The 17,883-nt window shown below is 71.1% G+C and carries 17 protein-coding genes; 4 read left to right on the forward strand and 13 right to left on the reverse strand.

Annotated elements, in window-relative coordinates; all coding sequences use genetic code 11:
• Positions 1-33: 33 nt before the first annotated feature.
• Positions 34-672: a TetR family transcriptional regulator gene (locus FHS39_RS00600; RefSeq protein WP_184345763.1), complete on the forward strand. Its 639-nt coding sequence runs from the start codon at positions 34-36 to the stop codon at positions 670-672.
• Between the two features lie 37 nt (positions 673-709).
• Here the strand turns inward: FHS39_RS00600 and cimA are convergent, their stop codons facing one another.
• From cimA to FHS39_RS00620, 4 genes are all read right to left on the reverse strand, one after another.
• Positions 710-2,335, reverse strand: a complete 1,626-nt coding sequence (gene cimA, locus FHS39_RS00605) for a citramalate synthase (protein WP_184345764.1) — start codon at positions 2,333-2,335, stop codon at positions 710-712.
• A 283-nt stretch (positions 2,336-2,618) separates the two neighbouring features.
• Complete coding sequence (locus FHS39_RS00610) at positions 2,619-3,929, reverse strand: MFS transporter (protein ID WP_184345765.1); 1,311 nt, start codon at positions 3,927-3,929, stop codon at positions 2,619-2,621.
• Positions 3,930-4,070: 141 nt separating this feature from the next.
• Positions 4,071-5,159: a branched-chain amino acid aminotransferase gene (locus FHS39_RS00615; RefSeq protein ID WP_184345766.1), complete on the reverse strand. Its 1,089-nt coding sequence runs from the start codon at positions 5,157-5,159 to the stop codon at positions 4,071-4,073.
• 191 nt (positions 5,160-5,350) lie between these two features.
• Entirely contained in the window at positions 5,351-6,406 is a 1,056-nt protein-coding gene (locus FHS39_RS00620; RefSeq protein ID WP_184345767.1) for a 3-isopropylmalate dehydrogenase, read from the reverse strand.
• A gap of 129 nt (positions 6,407-6,535) precedes the next feature.
• On the opposite strand from FHS39_RS00620, the gene FHS39_RS00625 reads away from it, so the two are divergent.
• On the forward strand, positions 6,536-8,161 hold the full coding sequence (locus FHS39_RS00625) for a purple acid phosphatase family protein (RefSeq protein WP_184345768.1): 1,626 nt from the start codon (positions 6,536-6,538) through the stop codon (positions 8,159-8,161).
• Between the two features lie 32 nt (positions 8,162-8,193).
• On the opposite strand, the gene FHS39_RS00630 is transcribed toward FHS39_RS00625, so the two are convergent.
• The 3 genes from FHS39_RS00630 to FHS39_RS00640 all read right to left on the reverse strand — a co-directional run bounded on the left by FHS39_RS00630 (position 8,194) and on the right by FHS39_RS00640 (position 11,442).
• Positions 8,194-8,337 (reverse strand): hypothetical protein, encoded by a 144-nt coding sequence (locus tag FHS39_RS00630; protein WP_107072705.1) that lies wholly within the window; start codon positions 8,335-8,337, stop codon positions 8,194-8,196.
• Positions 8,338-8,638: 301 nt separating this feature from the next.
• Positions 8,639-10,270 (reverse strand): L-glutamate gamma-semialdehyde dehydrogenase, encoded by a 1,632-nt coding sequence (pruA, locus tag FHS39_RS00635; protein WP_184345769.1) that lies wholly within the window; start codon positions 10,268-10,270, stop codon positions 8,639-8,641.
• Between the two features lie 245 nt (positions 10,271-10,515).
• Positions 10,516-11,442, reverse strand: a complete 927-nt coding sequence (locus tag FHS39_RS00640) for a proline dehydrogenase family protein (protein ID WP_184346600.1) — start codon at positions 11,440-11,442, stop codon at positions 10,516-10,518.
• Between the two features lie 192 nt (positions 11,443-11,634).
• Between FHS39_RS00640 and FHS39_RS00645 the strand changes: the two genes are divergently transcribed.
• Both FHS39_RS00645 and FHS39_RS00650 read left to right on the forward strand, forming a co-directional pair.
• The gene (locus tag FHS39_RS00645) at positions 11,635-12,906 is read left to right on the forward strand and encodes a PucR family transcriptional regulator (protein ID WP_184345770.1); all 1,272 of its coding nucleotides are present in this window, start codon (positions 11,635-11,637) and stop codon (positions 12,904-12,906) included.
• Positions 12,907-13,058: 152 nt separating this feature from the next.
• Positions 13,059-13,358, forward strand: coding sequence for a hypothetical protein (locus FHS39_RS00650; RefSeq protein WP_184345771.1), 300 nt, complete (start codon positions 13,059-13,061; stop codon positions 13,356-13,358).
• Between the two features lie 16 nt (positions 13,359-13,374).
• Here FHS39_RS00650 and FHS39_RS00655 read toward each other — a convergent pair whose 3' ends face one another.
• From FHS39_RS00655 to FHS39_RS00680, 6 genes are all read right to left on the reverse strand, one after another.
• Positions 13,375-13,824: a Fur family transcriptional regulator gene (locus tag FHS39_RS00655; RefSeq protein WP_184345772.1), complete on the reverse strand. Its 450-nt coding sequence runs from the start codon at positions 13,822-13,824 to the stop codon at positions 13,375-13,377.
• A gap of 28 nt (positions 13,825-13,852) precedes the next feature.
• Positions 13,853-14,728 carry a metal ABC transporter permease gene (locus tag FHS39_RS00660; protein ID WP_184345773.1) on the reverse strand — a complete coding sequence of 292 codons (876 nt, stop codon included), beginning with the start codon at positions 14,726-14,728 and terminating at the stop codon, positions 13,853-13,855.
• The gene (locus FHS39_RS00665; RefSeq protein ID WP_184345774.1) at positions 14,725-15,627 is read right to left on the reverse strand and encodes a metal ABC transporter permease; all 903 of its coding nucleotides are present in this window, start codon (positions 15,625-15,627) and stop codon (positions 14,725-14,727) included. The genes FHS39_RS00660 and FHS39_RS00665 overlap by 4 nt, the downstream gene beginning before the upstream one ends.
• The gene (locus tag FHS39_RS00670; protein ID WP_184345775.1) at positions 15,614-16,480 is read right to left on the reverse strand and encodes a metal ABC transporter ATP-binding protein; all 867 of its coding nucleotides are present in this window, start codon (positions 16,478-16,480) and stop codon (positions 15,614-15,616) included. The genes FHS39_RS00665 and FHS39_RS00670 overlap by 14 nt, the downstream gene beginning before the upstream one ends.
• Before the next feature lie 8 nt (positions 16,481-16,488).
• Positions 16,489-17,481 carry a metal ABC transporter solute-binding protein, Zn/Mn family gene (locus tag FHS39_RS00675; protein WP_184345776.1) on the reverse strand — a complete coding sequence of 331 codons (993 nt, stop codon included), beginning with the start codon at positions 17,479-17,481 and terminating at the stop codon, positions 16,489-16,491.
• 196 nt (positions 17,482-17,677) lie between these two features.
• Entirely contained in the window at positions 17,678-17,881 is a 204-nt protein-coding gene (locus tag FHS39_RS00680; protein ID WP_184345777.1) for a ferredoxin, read from the reverse strand.
• Positions 17,882-17,883 lie beyond the last annotated feature (2 nt).

The raw sequence follows: 17,883 nt of genomic DNA on the forward strand, positions 1-17,883 counted from the left end.
TTTCCGAGTAACGTCACCTGCTAGGGTGACCTCGTGACTGAGGAGACGGGGCTGAGGGAACGCAAGAAGCAGCGCACGCGTCAGGCGCTGTCCGACACCGCCGTCGAGCTGTTCCTCAAGCGCGGCTTCGACCAGGTGTCGGTCGCGGACGTGGCGGCCGCGGTGGAGGTGTCCAAGCCGACGCTCTTCCGCTACTTCCCGGCCAAGGAAGATCTGGCCCTGTACCGGATCGCCGACCACCAGGGCGAGGCGGCGCGCGTCGTCACCGGCCGCCCGGCGGGCCGCTCGCCCCTGGCCGCGCTGCGCACGCACTTCCACGAGCGCCTCGACGCCCACGACCCCGTCACGGGCCTCAACGACAACGCGACGGTCCGGGCGTTCAACGACATGCTCTACACCACGCCCAGCCTGCTGGCCCGCCTGATCCGCTACGCCGACCGGGACGAGGAGCTGCTGGCCGAGGCCCTCGCGGCGGCGGGCGGGGGCGACGCGCTGACGGCGGGGCTGGCGGCCGCGCAGATCATCACGGTCCACCAGCGCCTCGCCCAGGAGAACTGGCGCAAGCTGGCAGGGGGGCGGCGGATCGCCGATGCGCTGCCGGAGGCGCACCGCGACGCGGACCGGGCGTACGACTTGCTGGGGGCGGGGCTGGGGACGGAGTACGGCCGCTAGGTGCGCCCGCACCCCGCCCCTTCCCCGGAGATCCGGCCTACTCCTGCGGCTCGACCCCCGCGCGCCGCAGCCCGTACGCATAGGCGTCGTCCAGCGCCTGCCAGGACGCGGCGATGACGTTCTCCGCGACGCCGACCGTCGACCACTCGCCGCGCTCGTCGCTCGTGGAGACCAGGACCCGGGTGATCGAGCCCGTGCCCCGGCTGCCTTCGAGGATGCGGACCTTGTAGTCGGTCAGCTTCAGCGCCGCCAGCTGCGGATAGATGCGCTCCAGCGCCACGCGCAGCGCCCGGTCGAGCGCGTTGACCGGGCCGTTGCCCTCGGCGGTGGCGACGATACGCTCCCCCTTGGCCCACAGCTTCACGGTCGCCTCGTTGGCGTGCGTACCGTCCGGGCGGTCCTCGACGATCGCGCGCCAGGACTCCACCCGGTAGTAGCGGCGGGCCCGGCCCTCGACCTCCTGGCGCAGCAGCAGTTCGAAGGAGGCGTCGGCGGCCTCGTACGTGTAGCCCGCGAGCTCCCGCTCCTTGACCCGCTCGACCACCCGCCCGACGAGCGCGCGGTCGCCGCTCAGGTCGATGCCCAGCTCCTTGCCCTTGAGCTCGATGGACGCCCGGCCGGCCATGTCGGAGACCAGCATCCGCATGGTGTTGCCGACCCGCTCGGGGTCGATGTGCTGGTAGAGGTCCGGGTCCACCTTGATCGCCGAGGCGTGCAGCCCGGCCTTGTGTGCGAAGGCGGAAACCCCCACGTACGGCTGATGCGTGGAGGGCGTGAGGTTGACGACCTCGGCGATGGCGTGCGAGATGCGGGTCATCTCGGCCAGCTTGCCGGGGGGAAGGACGCGGCGGTCGTACTTGAGCTCCAGGGCGGCCACGACCGGGAAGAGGTTGGAGTTGCCCACCCGCTCCCCGTAGCCGTTGGCGGTGCACTGCACGTGGGTGGCGCCGCCGTCCACGGCGGCCAGGGTGTTGGCCACGGCGCAGCCGGTGTCGTCCTGGGCGTGGATGCCCAGGCGGGCGCCGGTGGCCTCCCGTACGGCCCGTACGACGCGCTCGACGGCGGCCGGGAGCATGCCGCCGTTGGTGTCGCAGAGCACCACCACGTCGGCGCCGGCCTCGTGTGCGGTGCGCACGACCTGCGTGGCGTACTGCGGATTGGCGTGGTAGCCGTCGAAGAAGTGCTCGCAGTCGACGAAGACGCGGCGGGCCCGGGAGCGCAGGTAGGCGACCGTGTCGCGCACCATCGCGAGGTTCTCCTCCAGCGTGGTGCGCAGGGCGAGTTCGACGTGCCGGTCGTGGGACTTGGCGACGATGGTGACGACGGGCGCCTGCGCGTCGACCAGGGCTGCGACCTGCGGATCGTCCTCGGCGCGGATGCCCGCCTTGCGTGTGGCGCCGAAGGCGACGAGCTGGGCGTGCCGGAAGGTGATCTCCTCGCCGGCCCGGCGGAAGAACTCGGTGTCCCGGGGGTTGGCCCCGGGCCAGCCGCCCTCGATGAAGCCCACGCCGAAGTCGTCCAGGTGCCGGGCGATGGTCAGCTTGTCCGCGACGGTGAGGTTGATGCCCTCGCGCTGGGCGCCGTCGCGCAGCGTGGTGTCGAAGACGTGGAAGCCGTCGTCGGGACGGTCGGTCGCCGCGTTTGCGTCCGTCGTTGCTGACATGGCTGATCTGACTCCTGTCGGGATCTCGGTCTACCGGAATGACCGGTTCCACCGTCCCCCTATGATCCCGCGTGCGCTTCGCCCCGGGCAGGGTGGGCCGGGAAACGAAAAGACCTCTCGCGGGTGCGAGAGGTCTGCGCGCGGGTCTGGGACGACGGTGTCCGCGCCGTACGGGTGGTACGGGGCGGTCACTGCGGACCGGCGCGCCTGTCACCAATAATCATGGCGAACTGGAGCATGCCCGGCATCCTTGCACAGCATCGCGCCCCCGCGCGGGAGGGTCTCACGATGCGGGCACCCGGTCCGGCTCCGCCTCACCGGCCGGCTCCCGCCCCACCTGCTTCAGGTCGATGTCCCGGGTCTCGCGCATGGTGAGGTAGACGACCAGGGAGACGGCGGCGCAGCCCGCCACGTACCAGTAGTAGCCGGACTCGATGCCGGCGTTCTTGAACCACAGGGCCACGTACTCGGCCGTGCCGCCGAAGAGGGCGGTGGCGAGCGCGTAGGGCAGGGCGACGCCCAGCGCCCGGATGCCGGTCGGGAACAGCTCGGCTTTCACACAGGCGTTGATCGAGGTGTAGCCGGTGACGATGGCCAGGCCCAGCACGGACAGGCCGAGGGCGGGCCAGAACGAGCCCGCGTGCCGCAGCCACGTCATGATCGGCACGGTGAGGAAGGTGGCGCCGACCGCGAAGGTGATCAGCAGCGGGCGGCGTCCGATCCGGTCCGAGAGCGCGCCCGCCAGTGGCTGGAGGCAGGCGAAGACGATCAGGGCGAAGAAGCTGACGAGGCTGGCGGTCGGCTTGGGCATCCCGGCGCTGTGGGAGAGGTAGTTGGTCAGGTATGTCGTGTACGTGTAGTACGCGACCGTGCCGCCCATGGTCAGCGCGACCACCAGCAGCGCCTCCCGCTTGTGCTGCAGCAGCGCCCGGATCGTGCCGCGGTCGTCGGCCGCGGTGCCGCTCTCCTCGTAGGCCTCGGTCTCCAGCATGTTGCGCCGCAGGTAGAAGACGACGGCCGCGCCGACCGCGCCCACGGCGAAGGGGATGCGCCATCCCCAGGCGTGCAGTTGCGCGTTGGTCAGGGTGTGCTGGAGCACGATCTGCAGACCGAGGCCGAGGATCTGGCCCGCGGTCATGGAGACGTACTGGAAGCTGGAGGCGAAGCCCCGGCGGCCGGGTGCGGACGCCTCGGTGAGGTAGGTCGCGCTGGCCGCGTACTCGCCGCCGACGGACAGCCCTTGGAGCAGCCGGGCCACCAGCAGCACGGCCACGCCGCCGTAGCCCGCGACCGCGTAGGTGGGGGCGGCGGCGATCAGCACGGCGGAGGCGGACATCAGCGTCACGGTCAGGGTCAGCGCCGCCTTGCGGCCGCGCCGGTCGCCGACGCGGCCGAGCAGCCAGCCGCCGACGGGCCGCATGAAGAATCCGACGGCGAAGATGCCGGCGGTCTTCATCAGGTTCGCGGTGTCATTTCCCTTGGGGAAGAAGGCGTCCGCGAAGTAGGTCGCGAAGACGGCGTAGACGAACCAGTCGAACCACTCGACCATGTTGCCCGCCGACCCGACCCATATCTTCTTCCAGTGCTGTCCCATGGGCCATCACGGTGGCGGAACGGCACGGTTTCGGACAAGGGTCCGGGCGGCAACGATCACGCGTACTTGCGTGCGTTGTGTTCACGGGCGTCGTGTTCACGGGCTTCGCGAACACGACGCACGCACGTGTGCGAGGGGCGGTCAGCCGAGGTGGTGCATCCAGCCGTGGACGTCCTCGGCGGCACCGGTCTGGATGTCCAGCAGCGCCTTGCGGAGCTTCATGGTCACCTCGCCGGGGTTGCCGTCGGCCTGGGTCCATGCGCCGCCTTCGGACTTCACCGAGCCGACGGGGGTGATCACCGCGGCCGTGCCGCAGGCGAAGACCTCGGTGAGCGTGCCGTTCTCGGTGTCGCGCTTCCACTGGTCGGTGGAGATCCGGCCCTCCTCGGACTGAAGGCCCAGGTCCTTGGCGACCGTCAGCAGCGAGTCACGGGTGACGCCGGCCAGCAGCGAGCCGGTCAGCTCGGGGGTGACGATCTTGTCCCCGTACACGAAGTACAGGTTCATGCCGCCCATCTCCTCGACCCACTTGTGCTCCAGTGCGTCGAGCCAGACCACCTGGTCGCAGCCCTTCTCGGCCGCCTCGGCCTGGGCGAGCAGCGAAGCCGCGTAGTTGCCGCCGGTCTTGGCGAAGCCGATGCCGCCCGGGACGGCGCGGACGTAGTCCTCCGAGAGCCAGACGGAGACGGGCTTGACGCCGCCGGGGAAGTACGGGCCCGCCGGGGAGGCGATCACGATGAAGAGGTACTCGTTGGCGGGGCGGACGCCCAGGCCGACCTCGGTCGCGATCATGAACGGGCGCAGGTAGAGGGAGGCTTCGCCGCCGTGCGCCGGGACCCACGCCTTGTCCTGCTGGACCAGGACGTCGCACGCCTCGATGAAGGTCTCGACCGGCAGCTCGGGCATGGCGAGGCGGCGGGCGGAGGCCTGGAAGCGCCGGGCGTTGGCCTCGGGACGGAAGGTGGCGACCGAGCCGTCGGGACGACGGTAGGCCTTGAGGCCCTCGAAGATCTCCTGCGCGTAGTGCAGGGTCATGTTGGCCGGATCGATGGACAGCGGCGCGTACGGGGTGAGCTGGGCGTCATGCCAGCCACGGCCCTCGGTCCACTTGATGGTCACCATGTGGTCGGTGAAGTGGCGGCCGAAGCCGGGGCTGGCCAGAATCTGCTCCCGCTCCGCGTCGGACAGCGGGTGCGAGGAGGGCTTGAGCTCGATCGTGGGCGTCGTCATGAATGCATGTCCTTCACCTTGGTGTGTGGCGGACCGCGCTCACTGTCACCCGATGGGATCGAGGACGTCCGAGCATCGCCTCATATCGCGGCCCCACGTTCGATTATCGCTCGTGGGGTGCCCGACGGAAAACGTGCGCGCGGCCGGGAATCGATGGTGGCATCCGGCCGCGCGCGGGAACAGCGGCCGGATCAGTTGGTTACGGAAGCGGCGAGGACCCGCGACACCAGGGCGTCGCCGGTCTGCTCCGTGCTGCGCGGAGCACCGTCCCTGGCCGTGACGTCCTGGGCCACCGCGGTCTCCACCCGGGCCGCCTCCGCCTCGTAGCCGAGGTGGCGCAGCAGGAGCGCCACGGACAGGACGGTGGCGGTGGGGTCGGCCTTGCCGGTGCCCGCGATGTCGGGCGCGGAGCCGTGGACCGGCTCGAACATCGACGGGTACGCGCCGCCGGGGTTGATGTTCCCGGAGGCGGCGAGCCCGATGCCGCCGGTGATCGCGGCGGCGAGGTCGGTGAGGATGTCGCCGAAGAGGTTGTCGGTGACGATCACGTCGAAGCGCTCGGGCTGCGTGACGAAGAAGATCGTGGCGGCGTCGACGTGCAGGTAGTCGGTGGTGACCTCGGGGTACTCCCGGCCGACCGTGTCGAAGATGTTCTTCCACAGATGCCCGGCGTACACCAGCACGTTGTTCTTGTGCACGAGGGTGAGCTTCTTGCGGGGCCGGGCGTTGGCGCGCTCGTAGGCGTCCCGGACCACGCGCTCCACGCCGTAGGCCGTGTTGAGGCTGACCTCGGTGGCGACCTCGGCGGGAGTACCGGTGCGCAGGGAGCCGCCGTTGCCCGTGTACGGGCCTTCGGTGCCCTCGCGGACGACGACGAAGTCGATCTCCGGGCGCCCGGCGAGCGGGGTGGCCGTGTTGGGGAAGAGCTTGGAGGGGCGCAGGTTGACGTAGTGGTCGAAGGCGAACCGCAGCTTGAGCAGCAGGCCGCGCTCCAGCACGCCGGAGGGCACCGAGGGGTCGCCGATCGCGCCGAGCAGGATGGCGTCGTGGTCCTTCAGGGAGTCCAGCTCGGCGTCCGGCAGGGTCTCGCCGGTGGCGTGCCAGCGGCGGGCGCCGAGGTCGTACTCCCGGGTCTCGAGCTTGACGTCCGAAGGGAGCACGGCGGCAAGGACCTTGAGGCCCTGGACCACCACTTCGGGACCGATGCCGTCACCGGGGATCACTGCGAGACGAAGGCTGCGAGACATACCGGGACCGTACTCTCCGTCCCGAGCTTTGACACGCACCGTCCACGATACGGACACATTGCGATTCGGTCAGATTGCGTTCACCCGAAGTACGTGACGCGGTCGCCGATTCCTGGCACGTTGCCGGTCATGGACACACCACGGGTAGGCATCCCCGACCGCCTTGCACGCCGCATGACCATGCCCGAGCAGCACGAGTACCTGCGCGCCCAGCACTCCGGGCGCTTCACCCGGCGCGGCATGCTGCGCGCGGGCGCCGCCACCGCCGGCGTGGTCGCGGGCACCGGCCTGCTGGGCGGCCCCGGCCTCGGCAGCGCATCCGCCCGGCCGCTCGCCTCCGCCCCGCTCTCCCCGACCCTGCTCTCCTCGCCCGCCACCTCCAAGGTCGACGGCTCGCTCGTCGCCCCGTTCGGCCGCCACCTCGCCTTCGGCGCCGACCCGCAGCGACAGATGCGCATCTCCTGGCAGGTGCCGTTCGCCGTCAAGCGCCCGTACGTGCGCATCGGCGTCAAGCCCTGGGACCTCAGCCACAAGATCGAGGCCGAGGTGCGCGGTCTGCACACGCCCGCCCTGTCGAAGAAGCTCCCGGCCGTCGACCAGGTCTATCTGCACGCCGCGCTGGACAACCTGCGCCCCGGTCAGACGTACTACTACGGCGTCGGCCACGACGGCTTCGACCCGGCCGACCCGCGCCACTTCTCCACGATCGGCACCTTCCGCACGGCTCCGGCGCGGTCGGAGAAGTTCGTCTTCACCGCCTTCGGCGACCAGGGCGTCAGCTACCACGCGCTCGCCAACGACCAGCTGATCCTGGGCCAGAACCCGGTCTTCCACCTGCACGCGGGCGACATCTGCTACGCCGACCCCGACGGCTCGGGCACGACGGGCGACGTCTACGACGCCCGCCAGTGGGACAACTTCCTGGCCCAGACCGAGACGGTCGCCAAGTCCGTGCCGTGGATGGTGACCACCGGCAACCACGACATGGAGGCCTGGTACTCCCCCAACGGCTACGGCGGCCAGAGCGCCCGCTGGTCGCTGCCGGCCAACGGCTTCGACCCGCGGCACTCGCCGGGCGTGTACTCCTTCACCTACGGCAACGTGGCCGTGGTGGCGCTGGACGCCAACGACGTCTCGTACGAGATCACCGCCAACACCGGTTACAGCAGCGGCCGCCAGACCGCCTGGCTCGACCGCAGACTCGGGGAGCTGCGGAAGCAGCGCGGCATCGACTTCATCGTGATCTTCTTCCACCACTGCGCCTTCTCCACCACGAACGGCCACGCCTCCGACGGCGGCGTGCGCGACGCCTGGGTGCCGCTGTTCGAGAAGCACAAGGTGGACCTGGTCATCAACGGCCATAACCACGTCTACGAGCGCACGGACGCGATAAAGGGCACGCGGGTGGCGAAGAAGGTCCCGATCGGCGAGAGCGTGGACTCCACCCGCGACGGCATCGTGTACGTAACCGCAGGCGGCGCCGGCAAGTCGCTCTACGACTTCCCCGTGCCCGACAGCTACGAGGGCCACGTCAAGGACGTGGAGAGCGTCGACAGCTACCACTGGGTCAAGGGCGGTGCGAAGAGCCCGGACAAGGTGGAGTGGTCGCGGGTGCGCTACACCGGCTACTCCTTCCTCGCGGTCGAGGCCGAGCCGGGCCGCCACCCGCGGCTGCGGGTGACGGCGCTGGCGGAGAGCGGGGCGCGGATCGACAGCTTCGAGGTGACGCGGAGCGGAGCCGGGAAAACAGCGTGACCCGCCCGGGTCGCTGAGGCCCGGGGCGGGACTCAGTGACCGGTCACGCCGCCGTTGTCACGGCGGTCGAGCGCGCGCTGGAGCGCGGCGGCGGCGTTGGCCCGGTCACTGTCGCGCTGAGCGCTGTCGGCCGTACGGGCGATGCGGCGAGTCCTGCGGACGGCGGTTGCGGCCATGGGTCACGTCTCCTCTTGCCGAGAGCCACGAGAAGGTGGAGGGAAGCCGGTCGACAGGGGCGGGGGCCGCGGTGCCGCAGGGATCACCTGCGCCAGGGCACCGGGCCGCAACCGCCTTCGCTCGATGGAGCGGGAGGTTCGGCTGCCTCCACGCTAGAACAGCGCCGCGGCGCTGTCTGCATGATTACTCGGACTTCCTACTATCTGAGACGACACGCCGGCCGGACATGGACCCGGACATGGAAACCGCCCCCGGCCGGCTGGGGGGCCGGGCAGGGGCGGAGTTTCGCGCGGGGGCGGATCAGCCCATGTGGGGGTAGCCGTACTCGGTCGGCGGAACCAGGGTCTCCTTGATCGAGCGGGTCGAGACCCACCGCTGGAGGTTGGTCGCGGCACCGGCCTTGTCGTTGGTGCCCGAGGCGCGGCCGCCGCCGAAGGGCTGCTGGCCGACGACGGCACCGGTCGACTTGTCGTTGATGTAGAAGTTGCCCGCGGCGAAGCGGAGCTTGTCCATCGCGTCGGCCACCGCGGCGCGGTCCTGGCCGATGACCGAGCCGGTCAGGGCGTACGCCGAGACGGACTCCATCTGGGCGAGCATCGCGTCGAAGTCGGCGTCCTCGTAGACGTGGACGGCGAGGATCGGGCCGAAGTACTCGGTCGTGAAGACCTCGTTCCCCGGGTCGGTGCACTCGATGACGGTCGGGCGGACGAAGTAGCCGACCGAGTCGTCGTAGCTGCCGCCCGCGACGACGGTGCAGGACGGGTCGGACTTGGCGCGGTCGATGGCGGCCTTGTTCTTGGCGAAGGCACGCTCGTCGATGACGGCGCCGATGAAGTTCGACAGGTCGGTGACGTCACCCATGGCGATGCCGTCGACCTCGGCCGCGAACTCCTCCTTGAAGCCGTCCTCCCAGATGGAGCGGGGGACGTAGGCGCGGGAGGAGGCCGAGCACTTCTGGCCCTGGAACTCGAAGGAACCGCGGGTCAGCGCGGTCTTGAGGATCGCGCGGTCGGCGCTCGGGTGGGCGACGACGAAGTCCTTGCCGCCGGTCTCGCCGACCAGGCGCGGGTAGGACTTGTAGTTCTCGATGTTGTTGCCGACCGTCTTCCACAGGTACTGGAAGGTCTTGGTCGAGCCGGTGAAGTGGATGCCGGCCAGCTCGGGGTGGTTCAGGGCCACCTCGGAGACGGCGATGCCGTCACCGGTCACCAGGTTGATGACGCCCTTGGGCAGGCCCGCCGCCTCCAGCAGCTGCATCAGCAGCACCGCGGAGTGGGTCTGGGTCGGGGACGGCTTCCAGACGACCACGTTGCCCATCAGGGCCGGGGCGGTCGGCAGGTTGCCCGCGATGGCGGTGAAGTTGAAGGGCGTGATCGCGTAGACGAAGCCCTCCAGCGGCCGGTGGTCGCTGCGGTTCCACACGCCCGCGGAGTTGGCGACCGGCTGCTCGGCGAGGATCTGGCGCGCGAAGTGCACGTTGAAGCGCCAGAAGTCGACGAGCTCGCAGGGGGTGTCGATCTCCGCCTGCTGCGCGGTCTTGGACTGGCCCAGCATGGTGGAGGCGGCCAGCGTCTCGCGCCAGGGGCCGGCCAGCAGCTCGGCGGCGCGCAGGATGATCGCGGCGCGGTCGTCGAAGGACATCGCGCGCCAGGCCGGGGCGGCGGCCAGCGCGGCGTCGATCGCGTCCTGGGCGTCCTTCTGCGTGGCGTTGTTGAAGGTGCCGAGCACGGCCGCGTGGTTGTGCGGCTGGACGACCTGGAACGGCTCGCCGCCGCCCATCCGCTTCTCGCCGTTGATCGTCATCGGCAGGTCGATCGGGTTCTCGGCCAGCTCCTTGAGCTTGACCTCGAGCCGGATGCGCTCGGCGCTGCCGGGCGCGTAGCTGTGCACCGGCTCGTTGACCGGCGCGGGGACCTGGGTGACGGCGTCCATGGGTTACCTCTTCCGGATGAATCCCTGTCTTCAGCTGAGAGGAACTGAAGCGGTGACGTATGTTGATCAGCGGTCGGGGCTTGACCGTCACGACCTCGCTGCGGCGAGGGCGTGAGAAGCCCTACGGGGCGGAGTCACGGGTTCCGTTACTCCTTATGGACCGGAACAGGGTCCGGCTCAGCCGGCCAAGGGCGGTGGCTGTCGTCACCCAGGATGCACCTGGGTGACGACAACCACCGCTCACCTCAGCCCCTGGTGAGGATGGAGCGGGCGAAGAACAGCAGGTTCGCGGGCTTCTCGGCGAGGCGGCGCATGAAGTAGCCGTACCAGTCGGTGCCGTACGCCGTGTACACGCGCATCCGCTGACCCTCCGCCGCCAGGCGGACGTGCTCGTCACTGCGGATGCCGTACAGCATCTGGAATTCGTACTCGTCCAGTTTGCGCCCCGCCTGCCGGGCCAGCTCCTGGGCGATGGCGATCAGGCGCGGATCGTGCGACCCGATCATGGGGTAGCCCTCGCCCGCCATCAGGATCTTGACGATGCGGACGAACGCCCTGTCGATCTCCGCCTTGTCCTGGTACGCGACGGAGGCGGGCTCCTTGTACGCACCCTTCACGATACGCACCCGGCTGCCGGCCGCGGCGAGCCGGCGGGCGTCGTCCTCGGTGCGGAAGAGGTACGCCTGGATGACGCAGCCGGTCTCGGGGAAGTCCTTGCGGAGCTCCTCATGGATGGCGAACATCGAGTCGAGGGTGGTGTGGTCCTCGGCGTCCAGGGTGACCGTGGTGCCGATGGCGGCGGCCGCCTCGACGACGGGGCGGACGTTGGCGAGGGCGAGCTCGTGGCCGCCCTCCAGCGCCTGGCCGAACATGGACAGCTTGACGGACATCTCGGCCCTGGCACCGAGGCCGAGCTCCTTCAGGCGCCCGACCAGCTCCAGATAGGCGTCGCGCGCGGCGTGGGACTGCTCGACGGTGGTGATGTCCTCGCCCACCACGTCCAGGGTGACCTCGAGGCCCTTGGCCGTCGCGTCCTCGACGACCGGGATGACCTGCTCGACGGTCTCGCCGGCGATGAAGCGGTCGACGACCTGCTTGGTGCCCGGGGCAGCCGACACGAAACGGCGCATTTTGTCGCTGCGCGACGCAGCGAGGATCACGGGACCCAGCACGGGCACCTCCACGATGACGGCCGTCCCCACCTGGGGAGACGGCATAAGTAACTCATCGTGAAACGTAGAGTTCACGCCATCTTGCGGCCATCGACAGCTGTCACGTATTCGTGGCCGGGATCTCAGACAGATGTATGACAATGATGGCGCGGCTTGCACGACCGGTCCGGCACGAAGGGAACAGGGCGCGCCATGCGGGGTGAGTATCAGCAGCTGGTGGACGAGATCTCGGCGGCGCTCGGCGCCCCCGCGACGCTGGAGGACCGGGATTTCGCACTGATCGCCTTCGGCGCCCACGGGGGTGACGACGACCTCGAACTGACGATGGACCCGGTGCGCACGCGCTCGATCCTCCAGCGGCGGTCGACGGCTGCGGTACGGGCCTGGTTCGAGGCGTTCGGCATCGCGCGGGCCCAGACGCCGCTGCGGATTCCGCCGGACCCCGCGGCCGGGGTGTTCAAGGGCCGGATCTGCCTGCCTGTGCGGCACCGCGGCGTGGTGCACGGCTATGTGTGGCTGCTGGACGACGAGCATCTGGCGGGGCTCGACCTGGCGGTGCCCTTCGCGGACCCCCGGCTGGCGCAGGCGATGGAGACGGCGGCCCGGATCGGGGCGCTGCTGGCCGCGGAGGCGCGTGCCGGGGCCGAGCTGGGCGAGCTGCTGCGGGATCTGCTGACGGCCCGGCCCGGGGGCCGGGAGGCGGCCCGCGGGGCGCTGCGGGAGGCGCTGGGCCCGGCGGCGGACGGGCCGCTGGCGGTGGTGGCGGTGGCGCCGTGGCGGATGACGGGCGACGGGGAGGGCGAGGGGGAGACGGAGCGGGCCGGGGACGGCACGGGGTCGGCGCTGGCGGCGCAGTCGGGGGTGGCCGCGATGTGCGCGGTGCCGGGCGTGCTGCCGGACGGCTCGGCGGCGCTCGCCGCGCTGATCCGGCTGCGTGCGACGGCCTCCCCCGCCCCGGCCCGTACGGCGGCGGACCGGCTGCTGCGCTCGCCCCGGGCGGGGCGGCGCGTGGCGTCGGGGCCGTCGGAGAGCGCCTATCCGGGGCTGGCGGCGGCCGGGGTCGGCACGCCGCGGCGCGGCCTGACCGAGGCGCACGTCGCATGGGCGGAGGCGCTGGGGGCGGCGCGTGCGGCGGCCGCGGAGCGCCGGCTGGGCCCGGTGGCGGAGTGGGCGGGGATCGGCCCGTACCGGGTGCTGACGGGGCTGGCGGCCGGGCATGCGGCGGATCCGGCGGTGCTGCCGCTGCTGGAGGGGGCGCACACCGAGCTGGCCCGTACGGCCGAGGTCTACCTCGACTGCGCGGGGCAGGCCGGGCGCGCGGCGGCGGCGCTCGGCATCCACCGGCAGACGCTGTACTACCGGCTGGGCCGCGTGGAGCAGCTCACCGGCCTCGACCTGGACGACGGCGAGGGCCGGCTGCTGCTCCACATGACACTCAAGGCGGCCCGGCTGGAGCAGGCCTAGCGGAGGCGGGTGTCGGTGGGGCCCGTGGGACGGGGAGTGATTTCGGCCGACTTCGGCGACTTTCGCGATGGCCGGGCGTGGGGTGACGATGGAGGGGCAGGCCCTGCGGTCGGAAAGATCCGATTCCGCGGGGGAGAGGGAAGGTTGTACCCATGCTGACCAGCACTCACACTTCTCACGCGAACCACACGCACGAGCACGGCGCCGGCTGCGGGCACGTCGCCGTGCCGCACGGTGACCACATCGACTACGTGCACGACGGCCACCTGCACCGGACCCATGAGGACCACATCGACGAGTGCGAGCCCGCGGTCCACGCCGTGCACGCGAACCACACGCACGAGCACGGCGCCGGCTGCGGGCACGTCGCCGTGCCGCACGGTGACCACATCGACTACCTCCACGACGGGCACCGTCACGCCCGGCACGACGGGCACTGGGACGACCACTGAGCCGAGGCGCTGAGCCTCAAGTGGCCTGCCCCGGCTGCCGTTCGCAGTCCGGACAGATGCCGGAGAGCTCGACGACATGCCGGACGTTCGCGAAACCCGAGCTGCGGGCAACCCTCTCCGCCCACTTCTCCACGGGGCCGGATTCGACGGGCAGGCTGAGGCCGCACTCGGTGCACAGCAGGTAGTGGCGGTGGTCGGGGCCGGGACGGTGGCGAAAGAGCCGTTCGCCGTTGGTGTCGCGGACGATGTCCGCGCGTCCTGCCTCGGCCAGCGCCGTCAGGGTGCGGTAGACCGTGGAGAGACCCACCGACGAGCCGGTGCCCACCAGTTGCTTGTGCAGGGCCTGGGCGCTGACGAACCCTTCCGCCACGATCAGGGCGCCCAGTACCAGGGCGCGCTGCTGTGTGGACCTTCCGATCAGCACCACGTCGTGGGGTGCGGTGGTGCGCGGTCGATTGCTCACCATTCGCGATGCCTTCTCTCGATGCCTGCCCTCAGCTCCTTGCGGGGGCCGGGGTGCGGATACGGGGGCGGGTGGCGGCGGGGCGGCGTATGAGGAAGGTGACGGCGTACACGGCCGTCGCGGCAGCCATGATCGCGAAGCTCGGCGGCATCTTCGGGACGGCGTACGAGGCGAACAGCCCCGCCCACGTCTCCGCCACCGCGAGGCCGGCGGAGAGCGCGAGTGCCCGGTAGGGGCGGTCGGTCAGCCGGATCGCGGCCCCGGCGGGGGCGGCGAGCAGCCCGAGCAGCAGCAGGGAGCCGACCGCCTGAGTGGCTTCGGCGGCGCTGAGGCCGGCCGCGGCGAGGAAGCCGTAGCCGAGCAGGCGCACCGGGACGCCGCGGGCCGCAGCCGTGGCCTCGTCGACGGTGGCGAACAGCAGCGGGCGCGCGACGATCAGCATCACCAGGCAGATCCCGGCGGCGAGCCAGGCGGCGGCGGTCGCCCGGCCGGCGGAGATACCGAAGACCGAACCGAACAGGACGCTGACGCCGGCCGTGCCGTCGGCGGTGCTGCGGGACGTTGTGTAGAGGGAGACGAAGAACGCGCCCAGGCCCAGGACCCAGGAGAAGACGCTCCCTATGACGACATCGTCCGGGCGGGCCCGGCGGCCGAGGGTGCCGAAGAGCAACGCGATGGCGACCGTCGCGACCAGCAGCCCCAGGCGCAGGTCGCAGCCGAAGGCGAGGGCGGCCATGGCACCTGTGAAGGCGACGTGGCTGAGCGCGTCCGCGGTGAAGACCTGGGCCCGCAGCACGAGGAAGTACCCGACCAGTCCGCAGGCGGCCGCGATCGGCGTTCCGGCCAGCAGCGCGTGCTGGAAGAACGGCTGGGACAGCGGCGACGAGGCCAGGAGATCGGTCGTCATGCGGCCTCCTCGGTCGGGACGGTCACGGCGAACGGGGTGCGCAGGCCGCGCAGTGCGCGCGTGCCCAGGGCGATGACGTATCCGGCGAAGGCGAACGAGGTCACGAAGAAGCCCAGCGGATAGGGCGAGTAGTAGGCGGCGGCCAGCCCTGCCCACGTGGCGGTGAGGCCCAGCAGCACGGCCAGGGCGAGGCTCGCGGCCGGGCGGGCGGTGAGGGTCTGGGCGGTGGCCGCGGGGATCACCATGAGGGCGAAGACCAGCAGGGTCCCGGTGATCTGGCCCGCCTCGGCGGTCGCCGCCCCGAGCAGCACGAGGAAGACGACGGACAGCGCACGCACCGGTACGCCGTGCGCGGTGGCGACCTGCGGGTCGGCGGAGGCGAACAGCAGCGGCCGGCCGATGAGCGCCAGTATCGCCAGGACGGCCGCGCCGACGCAGAGCAGCAGGGTCACCTGGCCGTCGGTGATGCCGAGGAAGGTGCCGAAGAGGATCGTCTGCGGGCCCTCCAACAGCCCCTTGTACAGGGCGATGAAGAGGTATCCGCAGGCGAGGAGGAAGGCTTGGGCGGTCCCGGTCAGCGCGGACTCCTCGCGGTCGCCGCGGCCCCGGACAGCCGCGATGACCAGGGCGGTGGCGATGCAGAGCGTGAAATAGCCGTAGACGGCACCCGCCCCGAGCAGTACGGCCCCGGCAGCGCCGGGGAACGCCACGGCGGAGACGGTGTGGGCGGCGAAGGTCTGCCTCCGCATCACCACGAACCATCCGACCGCCGCCGCGGCCACGGCCACGATCGTGCCCGCGCGGAAGGCATTGACCATGAACGGGAACGACCACATCTGCTGGAAGTCGGCGACGAGGTTCCACGACCAGAGCGGCGAGGCGAGGTCAGCCGGCAGCATGGCCGCCTCCGGTCGTCTCCGGCCGGCCGACGACGACCAACTGCCCGTCGGAGGCGCGCAGCACCTCCACGCGCGTTCCGTAGAGACGCGTCAGGGTGGCGGAGGTGATGACTTCCTCCGGTGTCCCGGTGGCGGATCCGCCCCCGGCCAGATAGACCACCTTGTCCAGGTGGTGCAGTATCGGGTTCACGTCGTGGGCCACCATCACCACGGCCACGCCCTCCCGATGACAGATACGCCCTGTCAGCGCTGCCACGTCACCCTGATGCGACAGGTCCAGGCTGTCCAACGGCTCGTCCAGAAGCAACAGTCGCGGACGGCGTACCAGGGCCTGCGCGATGAGCAGGCGTTGCTGTTCGCCTCCGGAGCACTGGCCGATGGGCCGGTGGGCGTACGCCGACGCCCCGACCAGTTCGATGACCTCCTCGACGCGGGCGCGGGCGGCGCGGCGGCGGGGGCCCGGGAACGGCAGCGGCACGCCCCAGTGGTCGCCGTCCAGGCCCATGCGGACCACGTCGGTGCCGCGCAGGCGCATCGAGGTGTCGAAGGCGCGGCGCTGCGGCATGTAGCCGATGCGGTGGTTGGCCCGGCCGGGAGGTTTCCCGAGGACCCGTACGTCGCCGGCCGCGGCGGGCACGGTCCCGAGCACCAGCTTGACGAGGGTGGACTTGCCGACGCCGTTGGGGCCGAGGACGGCCGTGAACTCCCCCGCGTCGACGCGGAGGTTCACCCCCGACCACAGGGTGCGGCCGCCCACGCGCACGGCGGCGTCGCGGAGCGCGAGCACCGGGCCGTCGCCGTCCGCCCCGGGAGCGGGCACGCGCCGCTCGTCCGCCTCCGTCGCGGGGTCCATGATGCGGCTCATCGCCCGGTGGCCTTGGCCAGGGCCTGCTCGATGCCCTGGAGCTGGGCGGTCTGCCACTGCTGGAACGTGGCGTCGGCGGGCGTCAGGGTCTCGGTGACGGCGGCCACCGGGATGCCCGCGTCCTTGGCCTCCTTGACCTGGGCCTGCACGTCCGGCGTGGAGTTCTGGGTGTTGTAGACGTAGACCTTGATCTGCTTGTTCTTGATCTGGTCGTCGATGGCGGCCTTGTCCTTGGCCGTGGGGTCGGCGCCCTCGCTCATCGCGTCGAGGAACGTCCGGGGCGTGAGCATCTTCAGCCCCAGGCCGTCGGCGAGGGGGCTGACGATGGACTCCGAGGCGCCGATGGGCGTGCCGTGGTACGTGCTCTTGATGTCCGCTATGAGCTTGTTGTAGGTGGCCAGGTCCTTGGTCTCGAAGTCCTTCTTCCGCTGGTCGAAGTAGGCGGCGTCGGCGGGGTCGGCTTTCTTGTAGTCCTCGGTGATCTTCTCGATGACCTGGTGGACGTCGTCCGGCGCGTACCAGCGGTGCGGGTTGCCGCCCGGCTTGACGCCGGCCAGGTCGCCGACCTTCAGCTCCGCGCGTCCGGCCGCCGGGTTGGCGGCGAGGAGCTTGTCGGCCCAGGCGTCGTAGCCGACGCCGTTGACGATCGCGTACCGGGCGCCGGCGACGGTACGGGCGTCGGCGGCGGTCGGCTCGTAGTCGTGCGGGTCGGTGTCGGGGTTGGCGATGATGCTGGCCACGTGGACGTGGCCGCCACCGAGCTGGGCGGCGATGCTGCCCCAGAAGTTCTCGGCGGCCACCACCCGGATCGTCCTGCCCGAAGCGCCGTCCGGCGTGCTGCCGCCCGTCTTCGACGAGGAAGAGGCCGGGCTCGAAGTCGAGCAGGCGGCGGCGGACACGGCTGTCAGCACTGCCATGGCGGCGGCGGACGAGATGCGCACGGCCGGCCGGGCGCGGCGAGGAGTGGGGGCGGCGGAGGGGGTGCTCATGGGGGCTCCTTCGGTGGGCAGGCTCACCCCGAAGGTAGATGAAAACGATTTTCACATCAATCACAAATGAAAACCGTTGCCATCTTTTGACTGGGACCCGACCCTTCCGGGTGGGTCACGCCGGGAACGGTCGAGGGCGCGCCCGAAGGGCCCGTACGGACCTGTCGGACGCGCCCTCCAGGGCGGCTCGCGCGGGTCAGCCTTCGCCGCCCTCCCCCCAGGCGATGGCCTGGGCGGGGCAGGCCCGTAGCGCTTCGGTGACGAGGGGGTCGCCCCCGCCGTCCTCGCGGCCGGGCAGGACGGCGCCGTAGCCGTCGTCGTCCTGGGTGAAGACGCTGGGCGCGGTCATGGCGCACATTCCCGCGCCGATGCAGACGTCGGAATCGATGGTCAAACGCATGG

Source organism: Streptomyces olivoverticillatus, from assembly GCF_014203555.1.
GTDB lineage: Bacteria > Actinomycetota > Actinomycetes > Streptomycetales > Streptomycetaceae > Streptomyces > Streptomyces olivoverticillatus.